Raw genomic sequence first — 17,221 nt, 5'->3', positions numbered from 1 at the left:
TTAGTGATCCCCTATGCTGCCACCTTTGAGTTCCATGGCGTCGCGCCTGCGCTTGCGCCAGCTACGCCTGCTGATCAGCCTTGACGAGCTGGGCTCGATCCACAAGGCGGCCGAGGCCATGTCGATTACCCAGCCGGGGGCGACCAAGGCCCTCAACGAGATCGAATCGACCCTGGGCGCGGTGCTCTTCGAGCGCACCAGCAAGGGCCTGCAGGCGAATGACCTGGGGCGTTGCGTGGTGCGTTATGCGCGCTTGATCGGCAACGACCTGGCGCACCTGCGTGAAGAGATGCTGGGAATTCTCCAGGGCCATGGCGGGCGGTTGTCGGTGGGCACGATCATGGGGGCGGTGCCGATTCTGGTGGAGGGCCTGGCGCGTTTGCGCGAAAGCCAGCCGGACCTGTCGGTGGCGGTGGTCGAGGACACCAGTGATCGCTTGTTGACCCTGCTCGATCAGGGCCGACTGGATGTGGTGATCTGCCGGACCAGTGTCAGCCCGCGCCCGGCGGCGTACCACAGCCGGGTCAAGCACCAGGAGCAGCTGGTGCTGGTGGCCAACCCAGCGCATCCGCTGGCGGCCAGCGCTTCGTTGAACCTGGCACAGCTGGCCGATTCGCGGTGGGTGGTGTTCCCGGTGAACATGCCGATGCGCCTGACCCTGGAGCGTGAGTTTCGCGAGGCGGGGTTGAGCTTTCCGCAGTATCCGATCGAAACGTCTTCGACCTTCACCACGTTGTCGATGCTGTTGCAGGATCCGGGCTTGCTGGCGGTGATGCCGTGGGATGTGGCCAAGGTCGCGCTGGATCACGGGATGCTGGTGAGGCTGCCATTGCAATTGCAGTCACGCAGTGAGCCGTACGAGGTCGTGACGCGGCAGGGGGTGGAGTTGAGTGCGCCAGCGCAGGTGCTGGTCGAAATCCTGATGGAGTAGCTTGTCGGCGCGCTCATCGATCATACAACCCAGACACTCCCCGACCCTGTGGGAGCGGGCTTGCCCCGCGAAGAGGCCGGCCGAGTCGACGGAATCGACCGTTAGGCTGAAAATTGTTGGCTCTGCTGGCGCCGCCGGTTACGCAATGAATGATCCCTCCATCAACAACCCAAAAAAAACCCGGCATTTCTGCCGGGTTTTTTCATGCCGCTGGAAGCTCAACGCTCCCGCCGGATGTTACGCCTGAACAACCGGGATCTTGGCGCTTTCCGCAGCGTCACGGAACTCGGCGATCTGGTCGAAGCTCAGGTAGCGGTAGACGTCGGCAGCCATGCTGTCGATGTCTTTGGCGTACTGCATGTACTCTTCGATGGTCGGCAGCTTGCCGATGATCGACGCCACTGCTGCCAGCTCGGCCGAAGCCAGGTAGACGTTGGTGGCATCGCCCAGACGGTTAGGGAAGTTACGGGTCGACGTGGAAACCACGGTCGAACCGGTCTGCACACGTGCCTGGTTACCCATGCACAGCGAGCAACCTGGCATTTCCATGCGCGCGCCAGCTTTGCCGTAGATGCCGTAGTAGCCTTCTTCGGTCAGCTGGTGAGCGTCCATCTTGGTTGGCGGAGCCAGCCACAGACGGGTCGGAATACCGCCCTTGACCTTCTCCAGCAGCTTGCCAGCAGCGCGGAAGTGACCAATGTTGGTCATGCACGAGCCGATGAACACTTCGTCGATCTTCTCGCCCTGTACCGAAGACAGCAGGCGGGCGTCGTCCGGGTCGTTCGGCGCGCAGAGCACAGGCTCTTTGACGTCGGCCAGGTCGATTTCGATGATCTCGGCGTATTCGGCATCGGCGTCTGCAGACAGCAGCTGCGGGTTGGCCAGCCAGGCTTCCATGGCTTGCGCACGGCGCTCCATGGTCCGCGCATCGCCGTAGCCTTCGCTGATCATCCAGCGCAGTAGGGTGATGTTCGACTGCAGGTATTCGGCAACCGCTTTTTCCGGCAGCTTGATGGTGCAGCCAGCAGCAGAGCGCTCGGCGGAAGCGTCGGACAGCTCGAACGCTTGCTCGACAGTCAGCTCGTCGAGGCCTTCGATCTCCAGAATGCGACCCGAGAAGGCGTTGATCTTGCCTTTCTTCTCGACGGTCAGCAGGCCTTGCTGAATGGCGTAGTACGGGATCGCATGGACCAGGTCACGCAGGGTGATGCCAGGCTGCAGCTTGCCCTTGAAGCGAACCAGGATCGACTCTGGCATGTCCAGCGGCATCACGCCGGTGGCAGCGGCGAAGGCGACCAGGCCGGAACCGGCCGGGAACGAGATGCCGATCGGGAAGCGGGTGTGCGAGTCGCCGCCGGTACCGACGGTGTCAGGCAGCAGCATGCGGTTCAGCCAGCTGTGGATGATGCCGTCGCCAGGACGCAGCGACACGCCGCCACGGGTGCGGATGAAATCCGGCAGGGTGTGGTGGGTGGTGACGTCGATTGGCTTCGGGTAAGCCGCGGTGTGGCAGAACGACTGCATGACCAGGTCAGCCGAGAAGCCCAGGCAGGCGAGGTCTTTGAGCTCGTCGCGGGTCATCGGGCCGGTGGTGTCTTGCGAACCCACGGTGGTCATCTTCGGTTCGCAGTAGGCGCCTGGACGTACGCCCTGGCCTTCTGGCATGCCGCAGGCACGGCCAACCATTTTCTGCGCCAGGGTGAAGCCCTTGCCAGTATCGACCGGTGCGTCCGGCAGTTTGAACAGGTCGGTTGGACCCATGCCCAGCTCGGTGCGCGCCTTGTCGGTCAAGCCACGGCCAACGATCAGCGGGATACGGCCGCCAGCACGGACTTCGTCGAGCAGGACTGGCGTCTTCAGTTCGAAGGTGGTGACCAGCTCGTCGCTTTCGTGACGGCGTACTTCACCTTTGAACGGGTACACGTCGATGACGTCGCCCATGGCCAGGTTGCTGCAGTCGAATTCGATTGGCAGGGCGCCGGCGTCTTCCATGGTGTTGTAGAAGATCGGAGCGATCTTGGTGCCGAAGCAGAAACCGCCAGCGCGCTTGTTCGGCACGTTGGGGATATCGTCACCGAAGAACCACAGTACCGAGTTGGTTGCCGATTTACGCGACGAACCGGTACCGACCACGTCACCGACGTAGGCGACCGGGAAGCCTTTGGCGCGCATGGCTTCGATCTGCTTGAGCGGACCGACCGAGCCTGGTTGCTCAGGCTCGATGCCGTCACGGGCCATTTTCAGCATGGCCAGGGCGTGCAGCGGGATATCAGGGCGCGACCAGGCATCCGGGGCAGGGGAGAGGTCGTCGGTGTTGGTTTCGCCAGGCACCTTGAACACGGTCAGGGTGTACTTTTCGGCAATTTCAGGGCGCTTGGTGAACCACTCGCCATTGGCCCAGGACTCGAGCACAGCCTTGGCGTGGGCGTTGCCCGCCTTGGCTTTTTCGGCGACGTCATGGAAAGCATCGAACATCAGCAGGGTGTGCTTGAGCTGTTCGGCCGCGACGGCAGCCAGTTCGGCGTCGTCCAGCAGCGCGACCAGAGTCTCGATGTTGTAGCCGCCCTGCATGGTGCCGAGCAGCTCGGTGGCATGCTTGCGATCGAGCAGTGGCGAAGTGGCTTCGCCCTTGGCGATTGCCGAGAGGAAACCGGCCTTGACGTAGGCAGCTTCGTCAACGCCTGGTGGTACGCGGTTGGTGATCAGGTCAACGAGGAAGGCTTCTTCGCCGGCTGGCGGGTTTTTCAACAGTTCGACCAGGCCTGCAGTCTGTTCGGCGTTCAGCGGCTGGGGCACGATGCCCAGGGCTTTACGCTCTTCGATATGTTTGCGGTAGGCTTCAAGCACAGTTATTACCCTCATCAGTGGTCCCTAAAGGGAGTCCGGGACGCTCATCCAGAATTCAACGCGGCCATGCGCAATACGGCTTCGTGAGCCGTCCAGCCAGGCGTGCGGAAAATCCTTGCAGAAGCTGTTTTCAAAGTTTTACGCCTGTAGAACGGAGCGCTGATGAGGGGTTGGCGCGGAGCATGCGAGGGCTGCATGGGCCGGCCAACACCGTTCTACCGGATTAACTGTGCTTCGTGACGCTTTGAAAACAGCTTCCAACGGACATTGTTGCCTTGAAAAGGCGGATTGATTCTACGGCAAAAACTGAACAAAAGTAAGGCGCGGGATGCGACTTTAACAAGTGACCCTGGTTAGACAAAGGGCTAACATGGAGCCGTGTGCCACCGCCAAGCTGTTGTCTGTTCATGTCCAATCAGTCCATCAAAACCCCGTGTGTCGGGCTCTGCTCGACCGTCTACGGCGACCTTGTATGCCGCGGCTGCAAGCGCTTTCATCATGAAGTGATCCACTGGAACGGCTACAGCGAGGAGGCCAAGCGGGCGGTCTGGCTGCGCTTGGAGCAGTTGCTGGTGCAAGTGATGATGGCCAAGCTGGAAGTGTTCGACAAAGACTGCTTGCGCCAGCAACTGGAGCAGCGCTCGATCCGCTTCGTCGTGCAGCAGTCAGAGTACTGCTGGGCCTACCAATTGATTGCCAGGGGCGCGCGGATGATCCGTGACCTTGAGGCCTATGGCATGGCGCTGTTGCCTGAGTTTCGTGGCTGGGATCTGCCACAGTTGCGCGACGCCATCGACCGGGAGTTCTTCCTGTTGTCCGAAGCACATTACCAGCGCTACATCGCACCGTCGTTTCTCAAGGACGTGCTGGGGTAGCCTTCCAGATGCCGCGCGGCGCCAGCAGTCCTTAGCGTTCATCGCTCCTTCAAGCTGGAGTGACGTGATGAGCAGCCTTGTATTCATGCCTGAACTGAGTTTTACCGCCCGCTGCCGCTGGCAACTGGCAGATTATGTTTCGACCCCTGCGGTATGGGAGGACGGTGACGACCTGTCCCGGCCGCTCTGGACCGAATTCGATGGCTGGAATAGCGACAGCGGCTGGTTGATAGCGAGCCGCAATTATGACGGAACACGGCCAGATTCATTTCCGCCGGACGAATGGCAGGGTGAAGATTTACGACAATCGCTCGGTGTCGATACCTTCTGGTTCGGCACCTATCGCCATGCGCTGGGCTACGTCTACGAGATCCGCCCGGCCTATACTGGCCGCAACAGCGACCAGTATCCCAGGCTCAACTACTGGTTGGACGTGAGCAGAAGCGGCTATCTGGGTTTTTACCCTACAGACGCCAAGGCTGGAAGCCTGATCGATAAAGAAGGGGTAATAGCCCTGAACGATCCGATCGGTGTAGCGTCGGCGGTAAAACTCCCGGTAGACACGCAGATTGATCTCGACTTGCCGCTCTACAAACTCAGAAAGGGCTTGAAGACGCCGCTCTGGCACATCGCAGGCCTGAATCCGGAGCGCTTGGTGGAGGGCGGTCTGCACCTGAACCTGTCTCTCTATGGCGGCCTTGAAGCTGTCAAGGTGCGCCGACTGGTAGAGAACGGGCAAGGGTATCTGAATGCAGGCCGCGGCAGGCCGGGTGTGTTGCTGATGTGTATCGACAACCCATGCGTGCCGCCGCACCTGAAACCCTCGATAGAGTGAAACCGCCTACGCGCCGCTGTACTCGCAGCCGCTGGTGCAGGTTTCGTGAATACGCACCTTGGACAGTTCTGGCAGCAGCGGTTTCACCTGCTGCCAGATCCACACCGCAATCACTTCGCTGGTGGGGTTTTCCAGGCCAGGAATGTCGTTCAGGTAGTTGTGGTCGAGCTGCTCGTAGATCGGCTTGAAAATCGCCTTGATCTCGGAGAAGTCGCGGATCCAGCCGGTATGCGGGTCAAGCGGGCCGGTCAGGTGCAGGGCAACCTTGAACGAGTGGCCGTGCAAGCGGCCGCATTTATGACCAGGCGCGACATTGGGCAGGCGATGGGCCGATTCGAAGGTGAACTCTTTGAAAATTTCCACGGGGTAGTAACTCTGTTGCAAGCGAGAATGGCGGCGATTCTACCAGCATGGCCGCAGTGAGTGGTTGTGCCTGTGTGGTCAGCTGCCCGGTGGCGCTTGCGCACCCACTGCAACAGTGCTCGAGGCATGCGCTATCATGCCCGCGAGCAATTTCAGGTTGGCTTAAGGAGCCGTGGTTAATCTTAACCCCGTAGACAACTTGTACATCCCGATGGAGAGATACTCATGAAGACTTTGACTGCCCTGTTCACTGCTGCTGCCCTGTCTGTTGCTGCCAACGCTGCCCTGGCCGACGTACCGGCGCATGAAATCAGCGCCCTGGAAAAAGCCGGCACCGTGCAGCCATTGCAGAAACTGGCCGAGACTGCCAAGGCCAAGCATCCTGGTTCAACCATCACCGACTCCGAGCTTGAAAACGAATACGGCCGCTACATCCTCAAGGTCGAACTGCGTGATGCGCAGAACGTTGAATGGGACGTTGATCTGGATGCCAAGACCGGCGAAATACTGAAAAACGCCCAAGACAAATAATGAGCCCGCTATCGCGCACGCCGCGCTACCTGGCGCTGGCCCTGATGGCCGTGTGTTCACTGGCGCTGGCGCGTGATCTTGACCAGGATGAAGCCCTCGCGCTGCGGCAAAAGGGCATCATCCTGCCGCTTGAGCATCTGCTCGACTCTGCCCTGGGGCGTTACCCCGGGGCACGTCTGCTTGAGGCAGAGCTTGAAGAAAAACACGGCCGCTATGAATACGAGGTCGAGCTGCTGACCCTTGAAGGGGTGGTGCGCGAAATCAAGCTGGATGCCCGCAGCGGTGTGCTGCTCAAAGACGAGGAGGACGACTGAATGCGCCTGTTGCTGGTCGAGGATAACGTGCCGCTGGCCGATGAGCTGACTGCCGGCCTGCAGCGTCAGGGCTATGCCGTCGACTGGCTGGCAGACGGCCGTGATGCGGTCTATCAAGGCCAGAGCGAGCCCTACGATCTGATCATTCTCGACCTTGGCTTGCCCGGCTTGCCGGGATTGGAAGTCCTCGCCCAGTGGCGTGCAGGCGGGTTGGCCACGCCAGTGCTGATCCTGACGGCGCGCGGCTCGTGGGCCGAGCGCATCGAAGGCTTGAAGGCCGGCGCCGACGATTACCTGAGCAAGCCGTTCCACCCTGAAGAGCTGCAACTGCGCATTCAGGCACTGCTGCGCCGCGCGCGCGGCCTGGCCAATCAGCCCAAGCTTGAAGCAGCCGGCCTGCACTTGGACGAGAGCCGCCAGTGTGTCAGCCGCGAGGGTGTCGATGTGCAACTGACCGCGGCGGAGTTTCGCCTGCTGCGCTACTTCATGCTGCATCCCGGCCAGGTGCTGTCCAAGGGGCATCTGGCCGAGCACCTGTATGACGGCGAAACCGAGCGCGACTCCAACGTGCTTGAGGTGCACGTCAATCACCTGCGGCGTAAGCTCGGCCGCAGCGTCATCGAAACCCGTCGCGGGCAAGGTTACGTCTACGCCGGCAGCACGCCGTGAAGTCGATCCAGGCACGCTTGAGTGTTGGCCTTATCGCCGTGTTGGTAGTGATCGGGCTGGCCTTTGCACAGTTGACCCTGTGGCTGTTCGAGGCCGGCCTGCAGCGTTACCTCGAAGTCGGTTTGCGCAAGGAAAGCGAGAACCTGCTGGTGGCGCTGGGGCGCGGCCCGGACGGCTTGCAGCTGGATGAGCGGCGCATCTCGGCTGCGTACCAAAGGCCGTTTTCCGGGTATTACTTTCGCATCGATTTCGAGCAGGGCAGTTGGCGATCTCGCTCATTGTGGGACCTGGACATGCCCAAGCCGGCCAAGCCGGGACTCGAAGATACCCATGTACTAGGTCCTGAAGGCCAACAGTTGCTGGCCCTGCGTGCTGACTATCGGCGCCTGGGTCAGGACATCTCGATCAGCGTCGCGCAGGATTATTCACCAGTACGCCAGGGCTTTCAGCGCATGCAGCAGATCGGCCTGGGTATGGGCCTGATCGCCCTGGTGCTGGTGCTGGTATTGCAGCGCATCACTGTTACCCGCTCGCTCCGGCCATTGGAGCGTGCCCGCCAGCAGATCGCGCAGCTGCAGCAAGGCCAGCGCTCACAGCTGGATGCCGAAGTGCCCAGCGAACTGCAGCCGCTGGTCGATCAGGTCAACCATCTGCTTGCCCACACCGAAGACAGCCTGCGCCGCTCGCGCAATGCGCTGGGCAATCTTGGCCATGCGTTGAAAACGCCGATGGCGGTTCTGCTCAGCCTGGCCTCCAGCGAGCGCTTGCGCGATTTGCCTGAGGTACGCACGCAAATGCGCGAGCAGCTCGAACAGATCCAGCAGCGCCTGGAACGTGAACTCAACCGTGCGCGGTTGGCGGGCGATGCTCTGCCCGGCGCGCAGTTTGATTGCGATGCGGAGTTGCCAAGCCTGCTGGCAACCTTGGGCATGATTCATGGTGAAGGTCTGCTGCTGGAGCGCGACACGCCCGCTGGACTGCTGCTGCCTTGGGACCGCGAGGACCTGCTCGAGCTGCTCGGCAACCTGCTCGACAATGCCTGCAAATGGGCTGACAGCGAAGTCCGCTTGGGTATCGCCACGAATGCCTCTGGTTATCAGTTATGGGTGGATGACGATGGCCCGGGCATCCCTGAGGGAAAACGCAGGCTCGTGCTCGAGCGAGGTTCGCGGCTGGACGAGCAGGTCAATGGTCACGGCCTGGGCTTGGGTATCGTGCGCGATATCGTCGACGCCTGGGGTGGCGCCATCTCCCTGCAGGAAAGCCCTCAAGGCGGCCTGCGAGTGAGCATCGAGCTGCCCGGCAAAGGCCGCTGAACGGCCTACGCTGATGCTGCAAAATTATTGAGCCCAAACCGCATTATTTTGAATTTGCCCCACAATAGTGCGCGCGGCACACTCTTGCTCTGAAATGGCTCATCCCGGCCAAGTTGAAGAGCACGTTCTGCCGATGTCTGCCTCGCGTCCCGAACCCCTGTTGCAGCGCCTGATGCCGGCGCCCCTCAATATTCCTCCCAAAGAATGGCTGCGCGCAGGCGTCGGTGCCTTGCTCGGCCTGTGCCTCGCAGGTTGGCTATGCAGCCTGGCCTATGGTCCCTCCATTGCGCTGCATTTGCTTGGCCCTCTGGCGGCAACAGCCGTGCTGGTTTTCGCCGTGCACGCCGGGCCGCTGGCGCAGCCGTGGTCGGTGCTGGGCAGCTACGCGCTGGCGGGCGTAATCGGCTTGGTCATGCGCCAGCACCTGGGCAGCGAGCTGTGGGTGGCTGGCGCTGCACTGGGCTTGTCGTTGTTGGTCATGTGCCTGCTGCGCTGCCTGCACCCGCCGGGCGGCGGAGTAGCGGTCAGCGCGGTACTGGCCGATTCCGGGCTGGTCGCCATGGGCGATCATCTGCTCGAGCCAATCATGCTCAATGCGCTGGTGCTGGTCGCAGTGGCGGTGGTCTACAACCGCCTGACGGGCGTGCGCTATCCCAAGCCTGGCTTGCCGCGCAAGGATCTGCACCACACCCACGACCCGGTGCCCAGCGCCCGGGTAGGTTTCAGCAGCGACGACCTCGATCAGGCTCTGGAAGACATCGGCGAGTACGTTGACGTCAGCCGTGACGAGCTTGAGCGTATTCTTCTGGCCACTGAACAGCATGCCTTGCAGCGCAGTCTAGGCGGTATCACCGCGGCTTCGGTGATGTCCCGCGATGTGCAGTTTGCCAGCCCGCAGACCACGCTGGAGCAAGCCTGGCAGATGCTCGCCAGCCACCACCTGAAGACGCTACCAGTACTGGCGCAGGGGCGCCTGGTTGGCATCGTCAGCCTCAGTGATGTGCTGACGGCGGCCATGGCGCGGGCGCGGTTCAGCTGGCGTGGGCTGTGGCGGCGCAGGCCGGTGGTGCTGGAGCAGGTGATGAGCCGGCGGGTGATCAGTGTCAGCAGCCAGCACCCGCTGGAGCGTCTGCTGCCATTGCTGTGCGAGCAAGGCTTGCACTGCCTGCCGGTACTCGATGACGGCAAGCTGGTCGGGGTGATCACCCAGACCGACCTGATTGCCGGTCTCAAGCGCCAGTTGCTCAACCACAGCACGCTTGCTTCAGATGAGCGGGTCCCAGCGTTGTGACCAGTCACTGACGCCCGCTGCGACTTGCCGGCGCAGCACGCCGAAGGCCTGCTGCAAGGCGGCGCTGTCGTGCTTGCGGGTGTACACCAGAAAAGTCGGGTAGGTGAATTCCGGCGCTTGCGGCACCCGCTCGAACACGCCGCTGTCCAGATAAGCCTGCACCACCCGTGTACGGAAATAACCGCTGCCACCGTGCTCGAGAATGAACTGCAAGGCCAGCGGGCCGAGGTTGAAGCTCAGCGCTGGGCGGGCGCAGTCGGGCAGGGCGGCATCGTGCTGGCGGCGAAACGTCTCGCCCCAGTCGATATACACATAAGGCTCTGGCCGTTCTACGTGGCGGATGCGCACCAGTTTTTCTTCCATCAACTGCTCCACCTGCAGGCCAGGCCCGTAGATGGGCTGATAGACCAGCGCAGCATCGAGCAAGCCGCGCTCGACCTTGCGCAGCAACGATTCGCCGTCGCTGACCTCGCTGCGGATGGCATGGCTGGGCATCTCGCGGTACAGCGCACTGACCCAGTCAAGCAGTAGTGGGTTGCCCAGGCTGGTTTCACCGCCCAGGTGAAGCAGCTGCTGACAACCCTGCGGCAGCGGCAGGTCACGGCGGGCGGCCTCCCAGGTTTCCACCAGTTGGTGGGCGTAGGTGACGAAGGCTTCGCCGTCTGCGGTCAGGCTGGCGCCGCTGCGGCTGCGGACAAACAGCTGGCAACCTAGCTGCTGCTCAAGACGCTGCACCCGCGCGGTGATTGCCGTCTGCGACACGCACAGGCCCTCGGCGGCGGCGACCAGGCTGCCGCAGCGCACAATCTCCAGAAAGGTGCGTGCCTGTTCGATATCCATGCTGTGCTCATTGATCAAGGTGATGGCTATTCTAGAGCCTTGCTCGTTGCTTGGGGCGCTTCAAAAGCGCCGCCTTGATAGTGCCTGTTGCTGCGAATTTGCAGGTCGGTTATGGACTTTAGTCCCATGGCAGGGGCGTCAGGCAGGTCCATACTGCAGGCTCGCCCTTCAATAACAACAAGTATCGGGTTGCGACTGACATGACCTACCAGCACAGCTACGCCCGTTCCATTTCCGACCCTGTGGCCTTCTGGGCCGAACAGGCCGACCAGCTGGCCTGGTACCACAAGCCGCGCCAGACCCTGATCAACAACACCGACGGCAGCCATTGCTGGTTCGCCGACGGGCGCCTGAACAGCTGCTACCTGGCCTTGGATCACCAGATCGAACAAGGCCGTGGCGAGCAGATCGCGTTGATCTACGACTCGCCGGTAACCGCCACCCAGCAGCGCTTCAGCTACCGTGAGTTGCGCGATGAGGTGGCGCGGCTGGCCGGGCTGCTACGCGAGTTGGGCGTGCGCAAGGGCGACGGTGTCGTCATCTACATGCCGATGGTGCCGCAGGCGGCCATGGCCATGCTCGCCTGCGCGCGGATTGGCGCAGTGCACTCGGTGGTGTTCGGCGGTTTTGCCGCCAACGAGCTGGCCCTGCGTATCGATGATGCCAAGCCGACCCTGGTGCTCACGGCCTCCTGCGGGCTGGAGTTTGATCGGGTCATCGAATACAAGCCGCTGATCGATCGCGCGCTGCAACTGGCCATTCATCAGCCTCGCCACGTGCTGGTGCTGCAGCGGCCACAGGCCAAGGCCGCGCTGCAGCCTGGGCGTGACCTGGACTGGCAACAGGCACTGGTCAACGCGCAGCCTGTGGCGCCGGTCGAGCTCAGTGCAACCGACCCGCTATATATCATGTACACCTCCGGCACCACCGGCAAACCCAAGGGCATCGTCCGCGAGAACGGCGGCAACGCGGTCGCCTTGAGCTACACCATGCGCCATATCTATGGCATGCAGGCGGGCGATGTCTGGTGGGGGATTTCCGATGTGGGCTGGGTGGTCGGTCACTCGCTGATCGTCTACGGGCCGCTGATGACCGGTTGCACCACGGTGTTCTATGAAGGCAAGCCGATCCGCACCCCGGACGCCGCCGCGTACTGGCGGGTGGTCGAGCAGTATCAGGTGAATGCCTTGTTCTGCGCGCCGACGGCGATGCGCGCGATTCGCAAGGAAGACCCCCAAGGGGAACTGCTCGCCGGGTATGACCTGAGCTCCCTGCGCCAATTGTTCCTGGCTGGGGAAAAGCTTGATTCAAGCACCCATCAATGGCTGGAGCAGGTCACCGGCAAACCGGTACATGACCACTGGTGGCAGACCGAAACCGGCTGGCCGGTGACCGCACCCTGTGTCGGCCTTGGAGGCAGCGCCGCACGCCCCGGGTCGAGCAACCGCGCAGTACCGGGCTACCACGTGCAGGTGCTGGACGACGACGGGCATTTGCTCGGGCCGAATCAACAGGGCGCGATCGTCATCGCCCTGCCGCTGCCGCCGGGCTGCAGCCAGACGCTGTGGGGTGATCATCAGCGCTATCTGCAGGCGTATCTGCACACCTATCCGGGCTACTACCATACCGGTGATGGCGGCTACCTGGACGATGACGGCTTCGTCTACATCATGGGTCGCACCGATGACGTCATCAACGTCTCCGGGCATCGGTTGTCTACCGGCGAAATGGAAGATCTGGTCGCCCGCCATGCAGCGGTTGCCGAGTGCGCGGTGATCGGTGTGCACGACGACATCAAGGGCCAGGTGCCGTTGGCGTTGGTGGTACTCAAGGACGGCGAAGAGCTAGCCGAGCAAAAATTGCAGGCTGAGCTGGTTGCCAGTGTGCGCGAGCAGATCGGTGCGCTGGCATGCTTCAACCGGGTGCGGTTGGTCAAGCGCTTGCCCAAGACACGCTCCGGCAAGATTCTGCGCGCGGTGCTGCGCAAGATCGCTGACGGTCAGGCCTATGTACCACCGTCAACGCTGGATGACCCGGCTGTGCTTGGCGAAATCGAAGCGGTGCTGGCCGATCTGCCCCGAGCGGGTTAAAGCACAGTCGTGCCGACCTGATGCAGCTGGCCGAGACGGCTGCGGGTGCGCATCAGGTCGGCAATAGCGCCACCCAGGCTCTGCTCGAGCGGATAGCGGCCAATCAGCACCAGCTCGCAGTCTTGGTCGTACAGCACATCGACCAGGTTGACGAAGCGTTGCTGCGCTGCGAGCGAACATTCGGCCAGGTCTTCCAGGTCGTCGATGATCCAGCGATCGTAACGGCTGGCCAGCTCCAGATAATCCACCACCGCCGTGGCCTGCTCGCACAGATCGACAAAGCTGAAGTGCACCTGTCGATCCTGGCTGGCCAGGGCGCGCAGCGGGCGCTGGTTGATGTCCAGGGTCAGCGGCTGGGTTTCAGGCAGCGCCAGGGCCAGGCGTTGCTCAGCTGTGCCGGGCCAGACGTAGTGGCCCTGGGTAAAACGCTGGTGCGCGCGGTTGGCCGGCAGGCTGCGAAAGTCGATGTCGCCGCCCACTTCCATCACCAGCATGCGGCTGTTGATCAGGCGGATCACTGGCAAGAACCGCTCATGGTAAAGCGGGTTGGGCAGCAGGCCTTCAGGGGCATAGTTGGAGGTCAGGACGACAAATACATTGCGCTCGAACAGCGCGCTGAACAGGCGGGTGAGCAGCATCGCATCGCCGATGTCGTGCACATGGAACTCGTCGAAGCACAGCACCCGGCAGTCGCCAATCAGTTCATCCAGGGTTGCCGCCATAGCATTGTCGGCGCCGCGATGGCGGTGCATGCCCTGATGCAGACGAGCGAAGAAATCGTGAAAGTGCAGGCGCAGCTTGGCCTCCACCTCTAGTGCCTGATAGAAGCCATCGAGCAGCCAGCTCTTGCCGCGGCCAACCGATCCATACAGATACAGGCTGCGCGCCTGGCCGTCAGTCAGCGCAGCCAACTGTTGCGCCATGCGCTCGATAACCCGCCGTTGACCTTCGCTCAAGCTATAGTCGCGCTGCCTGGCCTTGTCGTCGAAGTAGCTCAACAGCTGGCAGTCGCCTTGCGCATCGGTACGCGAGCGGCGGCGCAAGTGGCGAAGCGGCGTGGAAATCCAGGCAGACAAGCAGGTGGTCCTCGACGGTGGGGCAGGGCGGTTGGCGCCCTCCAGTGAGTGGCCATTTTCACCGCAAGCACCGCTGGCAGGCAATCTTCCCGGCGAGCAGCCAGGCGATTGTGGGCGACTACCGGTCAGTGCCCACTGGCAGTGGTCATGCGCCACTGCCAAATGAACAGCCTCAGTCCTCGCGCTTGAGCTGACGATCGATCATGTACTTGATCGACAAACGACGTTCCTTGAGGCGGTGCAGGTCATCATCGCTGGTATAGCCCGCCGAGATGGCCTCGGCAGCCAGCACCTGGTTGTCGATATCGACGTACTCGTCGAGCAGGCGATCAAGGGTCTGATCCTGCTGGCGGCGCTGCTGAACGATTTCGCGGGGGTAGTGCAGGTCTTGGTACAGGTCATGGGAAACTGGCATGGCGCCCTCCTTGTAAGCGCTGGGATTAACTTACTATTGGGCAGGGCTTCAGGGATTTGGTTTTTTGGCTTGGCGAGCTTTGCCGACAGGCGGTTGCACAGCGGCTGGCGCCTGACTAACTTGCTGTTTTTTTGAGATTTTTTTTAAAAGAGGGGTTTTCATGATCAAAGATTGTTGTTAAAGTGCCGCGCATTCCCCGACAACAACTCATGTTGTCAGCCACGGGAATTGTCAGAGCGACAGTGCATCGCACTCGTTGCATCAGATACAGGGGCGTCGCCAAGCGGTAAGGCAGCAGGTTTTGATCCTGCCATGCGTTGGTTCGAATCCAGCCGCCCCTGCCATTATCTCCCTCGCTTTACCCTCTCTCTATTCCCGCGCAATCCACGCTACGCATCCGCATTGCAGTTGCTGAGCAACGGCCGAGCGCGGTGCTCAGACCGCGCCCAGCAAATCGTCCAGGGTTTTCGCCAGCAGTTGATCCTGTACCGGTTTCTGAATGACCACACTGTCGCCCAGCTCGAAGCCTTGCAGCTCGGCATAGCCGGTGAGAATCACCACCGGCAATTGCGGGAAGCGCTCACGCGCCGCCAACGCAAGCTGCGCGCCGTTGAATTCGGGCATGGCAAAGTCTGTCAGCAGCACATCGACGTGTTCATCGAGCAAGCACAGGGCCTGCTCGCCACCGTGCGCCTGGCGTACCTGATAACCGTGCGAGCGCAGTAGCTCGCCGATCATGTCGCGGACCAGGTGATCATCGTCCACCAACAGCACGGTGCGATCACGGCCCTCTGCCGAGAGGGCTGGCGCCGCAGGCGCCGCGGGTGCTTCGAAGGCTACAGGCTGCTTGACCGCAGGCAGGTAGACCGACACCAAGGTACCCTGGTCCGGCGCAGTATCGATAGACACGCCGCCGCCCGATTGCTTGGCGAAGCCGAACACCTGGGCCAGGCCAAGGCCCGAGCCTTTACCGATGTCCTTGGTGGTGAAGAATGGCTCGAATACCTTGCCGACTACCTCTTCACTCATGCCGCAACCGGTATCGCGAATCGACAGCATCACGTACTCGCCAGGCTCCGGGTCTTCCGGTCGCTGGGCGCGTTCTGTGATCAAGGTATTGCGCGTCGACAGGATCAGCTGGCCGCCATCGGCCATGGCGTCGCGGGCGTTGATCGCCAGGTTGAGAATGATCATCTCGGTCTGGGTCGGGTCAGTCAGTGCCTGCCAAAGGCTGGCATCCAGATCCAGGCGTACCGAGACATTGCCGCCCAAGGTGCGTCGCAGCAGCTCTTCCAGGCCGGTGAGGGTCTGGTTCAGGTTCAGCGGCACAGGCTCGAGCCGCTGGCGCCGGGAGAAGGCCAGCAACTGTGAGGTCAACTTGGCACCGCGCTCGCCAGCCTCGCGGATGTGCTTGAGGCGGCTGCGGGCCTTGTCGTAATTCTCTTTCTGCAGGTCACGCTCAAGGAAACTCGCGCCGGTCAGAATCACCGTCAGCAAGTTGTTGAAGTCGTGCGCGACCCCGGCAGTCAGCTGGCCGACTGCCTCCAGTCGCTGCATCTGCTGCAGCGCAGCTTCGATACGCTCGCGCTCATCGATCTGCTCGCGCAGGCGCATGTTGGCCTCGGCCAGGCCCATCGACGATTCGCGCTCACTGGTGATATCGCGGGCGACCACATAGAGCAGGGTGTCCTCGGGCACGATCACCCACGACAACCAGCGCTGTTGGCCGCTGGCGTGTTGAATCCGCCCTACAAAGCGGGCACTGGTGCGGCCCTGGCCGAGGGCGGCCAGCTCAGCGATAAAGGCCTCCTGATCCGGCTCGGGTAGCAACTGCAACAGGGTGGTCTGGCTCAGGCGTTCACGCGAGATGCCCAGGCTGACTTCCCAGGCTGGGTTGAGCGCGACCGGGGTCAGGTCTCTGTTCAGTACCGCCAGCAAGTCCTGGGACAATTCCCATGAGCGATCGCGCTCCCGGGTACGCCGCTCGACCCGCTCGCCGAGCATCTCGTTGAGCTGCTTGAGCGCCGTGGTCGCCTGGCGTTGTTCATGAATGTCCTGCAATACGCCGGAAAAGCGCACGCAGCGGCCGTCGAGGAATTGGGTCTGGCCGCTCGAGAGCAACCAGCGCGGCTCGAGGCCGTCACGCTGATTGATACGAAACTCGACCCGGTAGTGACCGCCTGCCTGGGGCTGCATGACCTGCTCGACAGCGTCACGAACCAGCGCGACGTCTTCGGGATAGATGCCTGCGTAGAACACATCCAACGACATCTGAGTGTCGACAGGCAGGCCAAACAAGGTCTTGCAGCGGTCATCCCAGAGCAGCAGATCTTCCTGCGGGCGATAGTCCCAGGTACCCATGCCCGCAGCATCGATGGCAAACCGGGCGCGCGCCTCAAGCTCGGCCAGCGCTTCCTCGGCGCGGCGGCGGCGATGGCGTTCCTGCACTTCGGTCAGCGCCCGGCGCACGGCCTTGGGCAGCAGCGGCAGGTTCTTCTTCAGGACATAGTCGGTGGCGCCAAGGCGGATCATCTCCACCGCGTGCTCTTCACCATAAATGCCTGAGAGGAAGATGAACGGCACATCTGGCGCCAGCCGCTGAGCAATCGCCAGCACCTCGGTGCCGGACGAGCCAGGCAACACGCAGTCGCACAGGATCAGGTCAAAACGGCCGTGGTGCAGCGCATGCTCGACGCCAATATGGTCGAACACCAGTTGCGACTCGATGTGCAGCCCGCTGCGCTCCAGGCGCAATAAGGTCAGCTCGGCATCCATCGAACTGTCTTCGACCATCAGTAGCTTGAGCGGGCCTGACAACATGCTAGTTG

The 17,221-nt window shown here is 62.1% G+C and carries 15 protein-coding genes and 1 tRNA gene; 10 read left to right on the top strand and 6 right to left on the bottom strand.

The window, feature by feature from the left end; translation table 11 throughout:
- The first annotated feature begins 34 nt into the window (after positions 1 to 34).
- Positions 35 to 931 carry a LysR family transcriptional regulator gene (locus CXQ80_RS15450; RefSeq protein ID WP_371918881.1) on the top strand — a complete coding sequence of 299 codons (897 nt, stop codon included), beginning with the start codon at positions 35 to 37 and terminating at the stop codon, positions 929 to 931.
- Positions 932 to 1,168: 237 nt separating this feature from the next.
- Here the strand turns inward: CXQ80_RS15450 and acnB are convergent, their stop codons facing one another.
- Positions 1,169 to 3,778, bottom strand: a complete 2,610-nt coding sequence (gene acnB / locus CXQ80_RS15445; protein ID WP_101321000.1) for a bifunctional aconitate hydratase 2/2-methylisocitrate dehydratase — start codon at positions 3,776 to 3,778, stop codon at positions 1,169 to 1,171.
- A 407-nt stretch (positions 3,779 to 4,185) separates the two neighbouring features.
- Here acnB and CXQ80_RS15440 point away from each other — a divergent pair, with 407 nt between their 5' ends.
- Together CXQ80_RS15440 and CXQ80_RS15435 are read left to right on the top strand one after the other, a co-directional pair.
- Positions 4,186 to 4,653: a DUF1289 domain-containing protein gene (locus CXQ80_RS15440; RefSeq protein WP_101320998.1), complete on the top strand. Its 468-nt coding sequence runs from the start codon at positions 4,186 to 4,188 to the stop codon at positions 4,651 to 4,653.
- A gap of 67 nt (positions 4,654 to 4,720) precedes the next feature.
- Positions 4,721 to 5,488 (top strand): hypothetical protein, encoded by a 768-nt coding sequence (locus CXQ80_RS15435; RefSeq protein WP_256585582.1) that lies wholly within the window; start codon positions 4,721 to 4,723, stop codon positions 5,486 to 5,488.
- Between the two features lie 6 nt (positions 5,489 to 5,494).
- Here CXQ80_RS15435 and queD read toward each other — a convergent pair whose 3' ends face one another.
- Positions 5,495 to 5,851 carry a 6-carboxytetrahydropterin synthase QueD gene (queD, locus tag CXQ80_RS15430; RefSeq protein WP_101320994.1) on the bottom strand — a complete coding sequence of 119 codons (357 nt, stop codon included), beginning with the start codon at positions 5,849 to 5,851 and terminating at the stop codon, positions 5,495 to 5,497.
- 225 nt (positions 5,852 to 6,076) lie between these two features.
- Between queD and CXQ80_RS15425 the strand changes: the two genes are divergently transcribed.
- The 5 genes from CXQ80_RS15425 to CXQ80_RS15405 all read left to right on the top strand — a co-directional run bounded on the left by CXQ80_RS15425 (position 6,077) and on the right by CXQ80_RS15405 (position 9,972).
- Positions 6,077 to 6,382, top strand: a complete 306-nt coding sequence (locus CXQ80_RS15425) for a PepSY domain-containing protein (RefSeq protein WP_101320992.1) — start codon at positions 6,077 to 6,079, stop codon at positions 6,380 to 6,382.
- Positions 6,382 to 6,696 carry a PepSY domain-containing protein gene (locus CXQ80_RS15420; RefSeq protein WP_101320990.1) on the top strand — a complete coding sequence of 105 codons (315 nt, stop codon included), beginning with the start codon at positions 6,382 to 6,384 and terminating at the stop codon, positions 6,694 to 6,696. The genes CXQ80_RS15425 and CXQ80_RS15420 overlap by 1 nt, the downstream gene beginning before the upstream one ends.
- Entirely contained in the window at positions 6,697 to 7,365 is a 669-nt protein-coding gene (locus CXQ80_RS15415) for a response regulator transcription factor (protein WP_101320987.1), read from the top strand.
- Complete coding sequence (locus CXQ80_RS15410) at positions 7,362 to 8,681, top strand: sensor histidine kinase (protein WP_101320985.1); 1,320 nt, start codon at positions 7,362 to 7,364, stop codon at positions 8,679 to 8,681. The genes CXQ80_RS15415 and CXQ80_RS15410 overlap by 4 nt, the downstream gene beginning before the upstream one ends.
- A 133-nt stretch (positions 8,682 to 8,814) precedes the next feature.
- Positions 8,815 to 9,972, top strand: a complete 1,158-nt coding sequence (locus CXQ80_RS15405) for an HPP family protein (protein ID WP_101320983.1) — start codon at positions 8,815 to 8,817, stop codon at positions 9,970 to 9,972.
- Here the strand turns inward: CXQ80_RS15405 and CXQ80_RS15400 are convergent.
- Entirely contained in the window at positions 9,946 to 10,812 is an 867-nt protein-coding gene (locus CXQ80_RS15400) for a LysR family transcriptional regulator (protein WP_101320981.1), read from the bottom strand. The two genes, CXQ80_RS15405 and CXQ80_RS15400, sit on opposite strands and share 27 nt — an antisense overlap.
- 200 nt (positions 10,813 to 11,012) lie before the next feature.
- Between CXQ80_RS15400 and CXQ80_RS15395 the strand changes: the two genes are divergently transcribed.
- Positions 11,013 to 12,902 carry a propionyl-CoA synthetase gene (locus tag CXQ80_RS15395; protein ID WP_101320979.1) on the top strand — a complete coding sequence of 630 codons (1,890 nt, stop codon included), beginning with the start codon at positions 11,013 to 11,015 and terminating at the stop codon, positions 12,900 to 12,902.
- Here the strand turns inward: CXQ80_RS15395 and zapE are convergent.
- Together zapE and CXQ80_RS15385 are read right to left on the bottom strand one after the other, a co-directional pair.
- Positions 12,899 to 13,978 (bottom strand): cell division protein ZapE, encoded by a 1,080-nt coding sequence (gene zapE / locus CXQ80_RS15390; protein WP_101320976.1) that lies wholly within the window; start codon positions 13,976 to 13,978, stop codon positions 12,899 to 12,901. The genes CXQ80_RS15395 and zapE overlap by 4 nt on opposite strands.
- Before the next feature lie 172 nt (positions 13,979 to 14,150).
- Positions 14,151 to 14,393, bottom strand: a complete 243-nt coding sequence (locus CXQ80_RS15385; RefSeq protein WP_101320974.1) for a DUF465 domain-containing protein — start codon at positions 14,391 to 14,393, stop codon at positions 14,151 to 14,153.
- 269 nt (positions 14,394 to 14,662) lie between these two features.
- Between CXQ80_RS15385 and CXQ80_RS15380 the strand changes: the two genes are divergently transcribed.
- Positions 14,663 to 14,737, top strand: a tRNA-Gln gene (locus tag CXQ80_RS15380).
- Between the two features lie 91 nt (positions 14,738 to 14,828).
- Here the strand turns inward: CXQ80_RS15380 and CXQ80_RS15375 are convergent.
- Positions 14,829 to 17,213, bottom strand: coding sequence for a hybrid sensor histidine kinase/response regulator (locus CXQ80_RS15375; protein ID WP_101320972.1), 2,385 nt, complete (start codon positions 17,211 to 17,213; stop codon positions 14,829 to 14,831).
- Between the last annotated feature and the right edge of the window lie 8 nt (positions 17,214 to 17,221).

Origin of the sequence: Pseudomonas sp. 02C 26 (genome assembly GCF_002843585.1) — a bacterium.
Lineage (GTDB): Bacteria > Pseudomonadota > Gammaproteobacteria > Pseudomonadales > Pseudomonadaceae > Aquipseudomonas > Aquipseudomonas shirazensis.
Note: the sequence above shows the minus strand (reverse complement) of the source record. Positions and strands in the feature narration are given on the sequence as shown.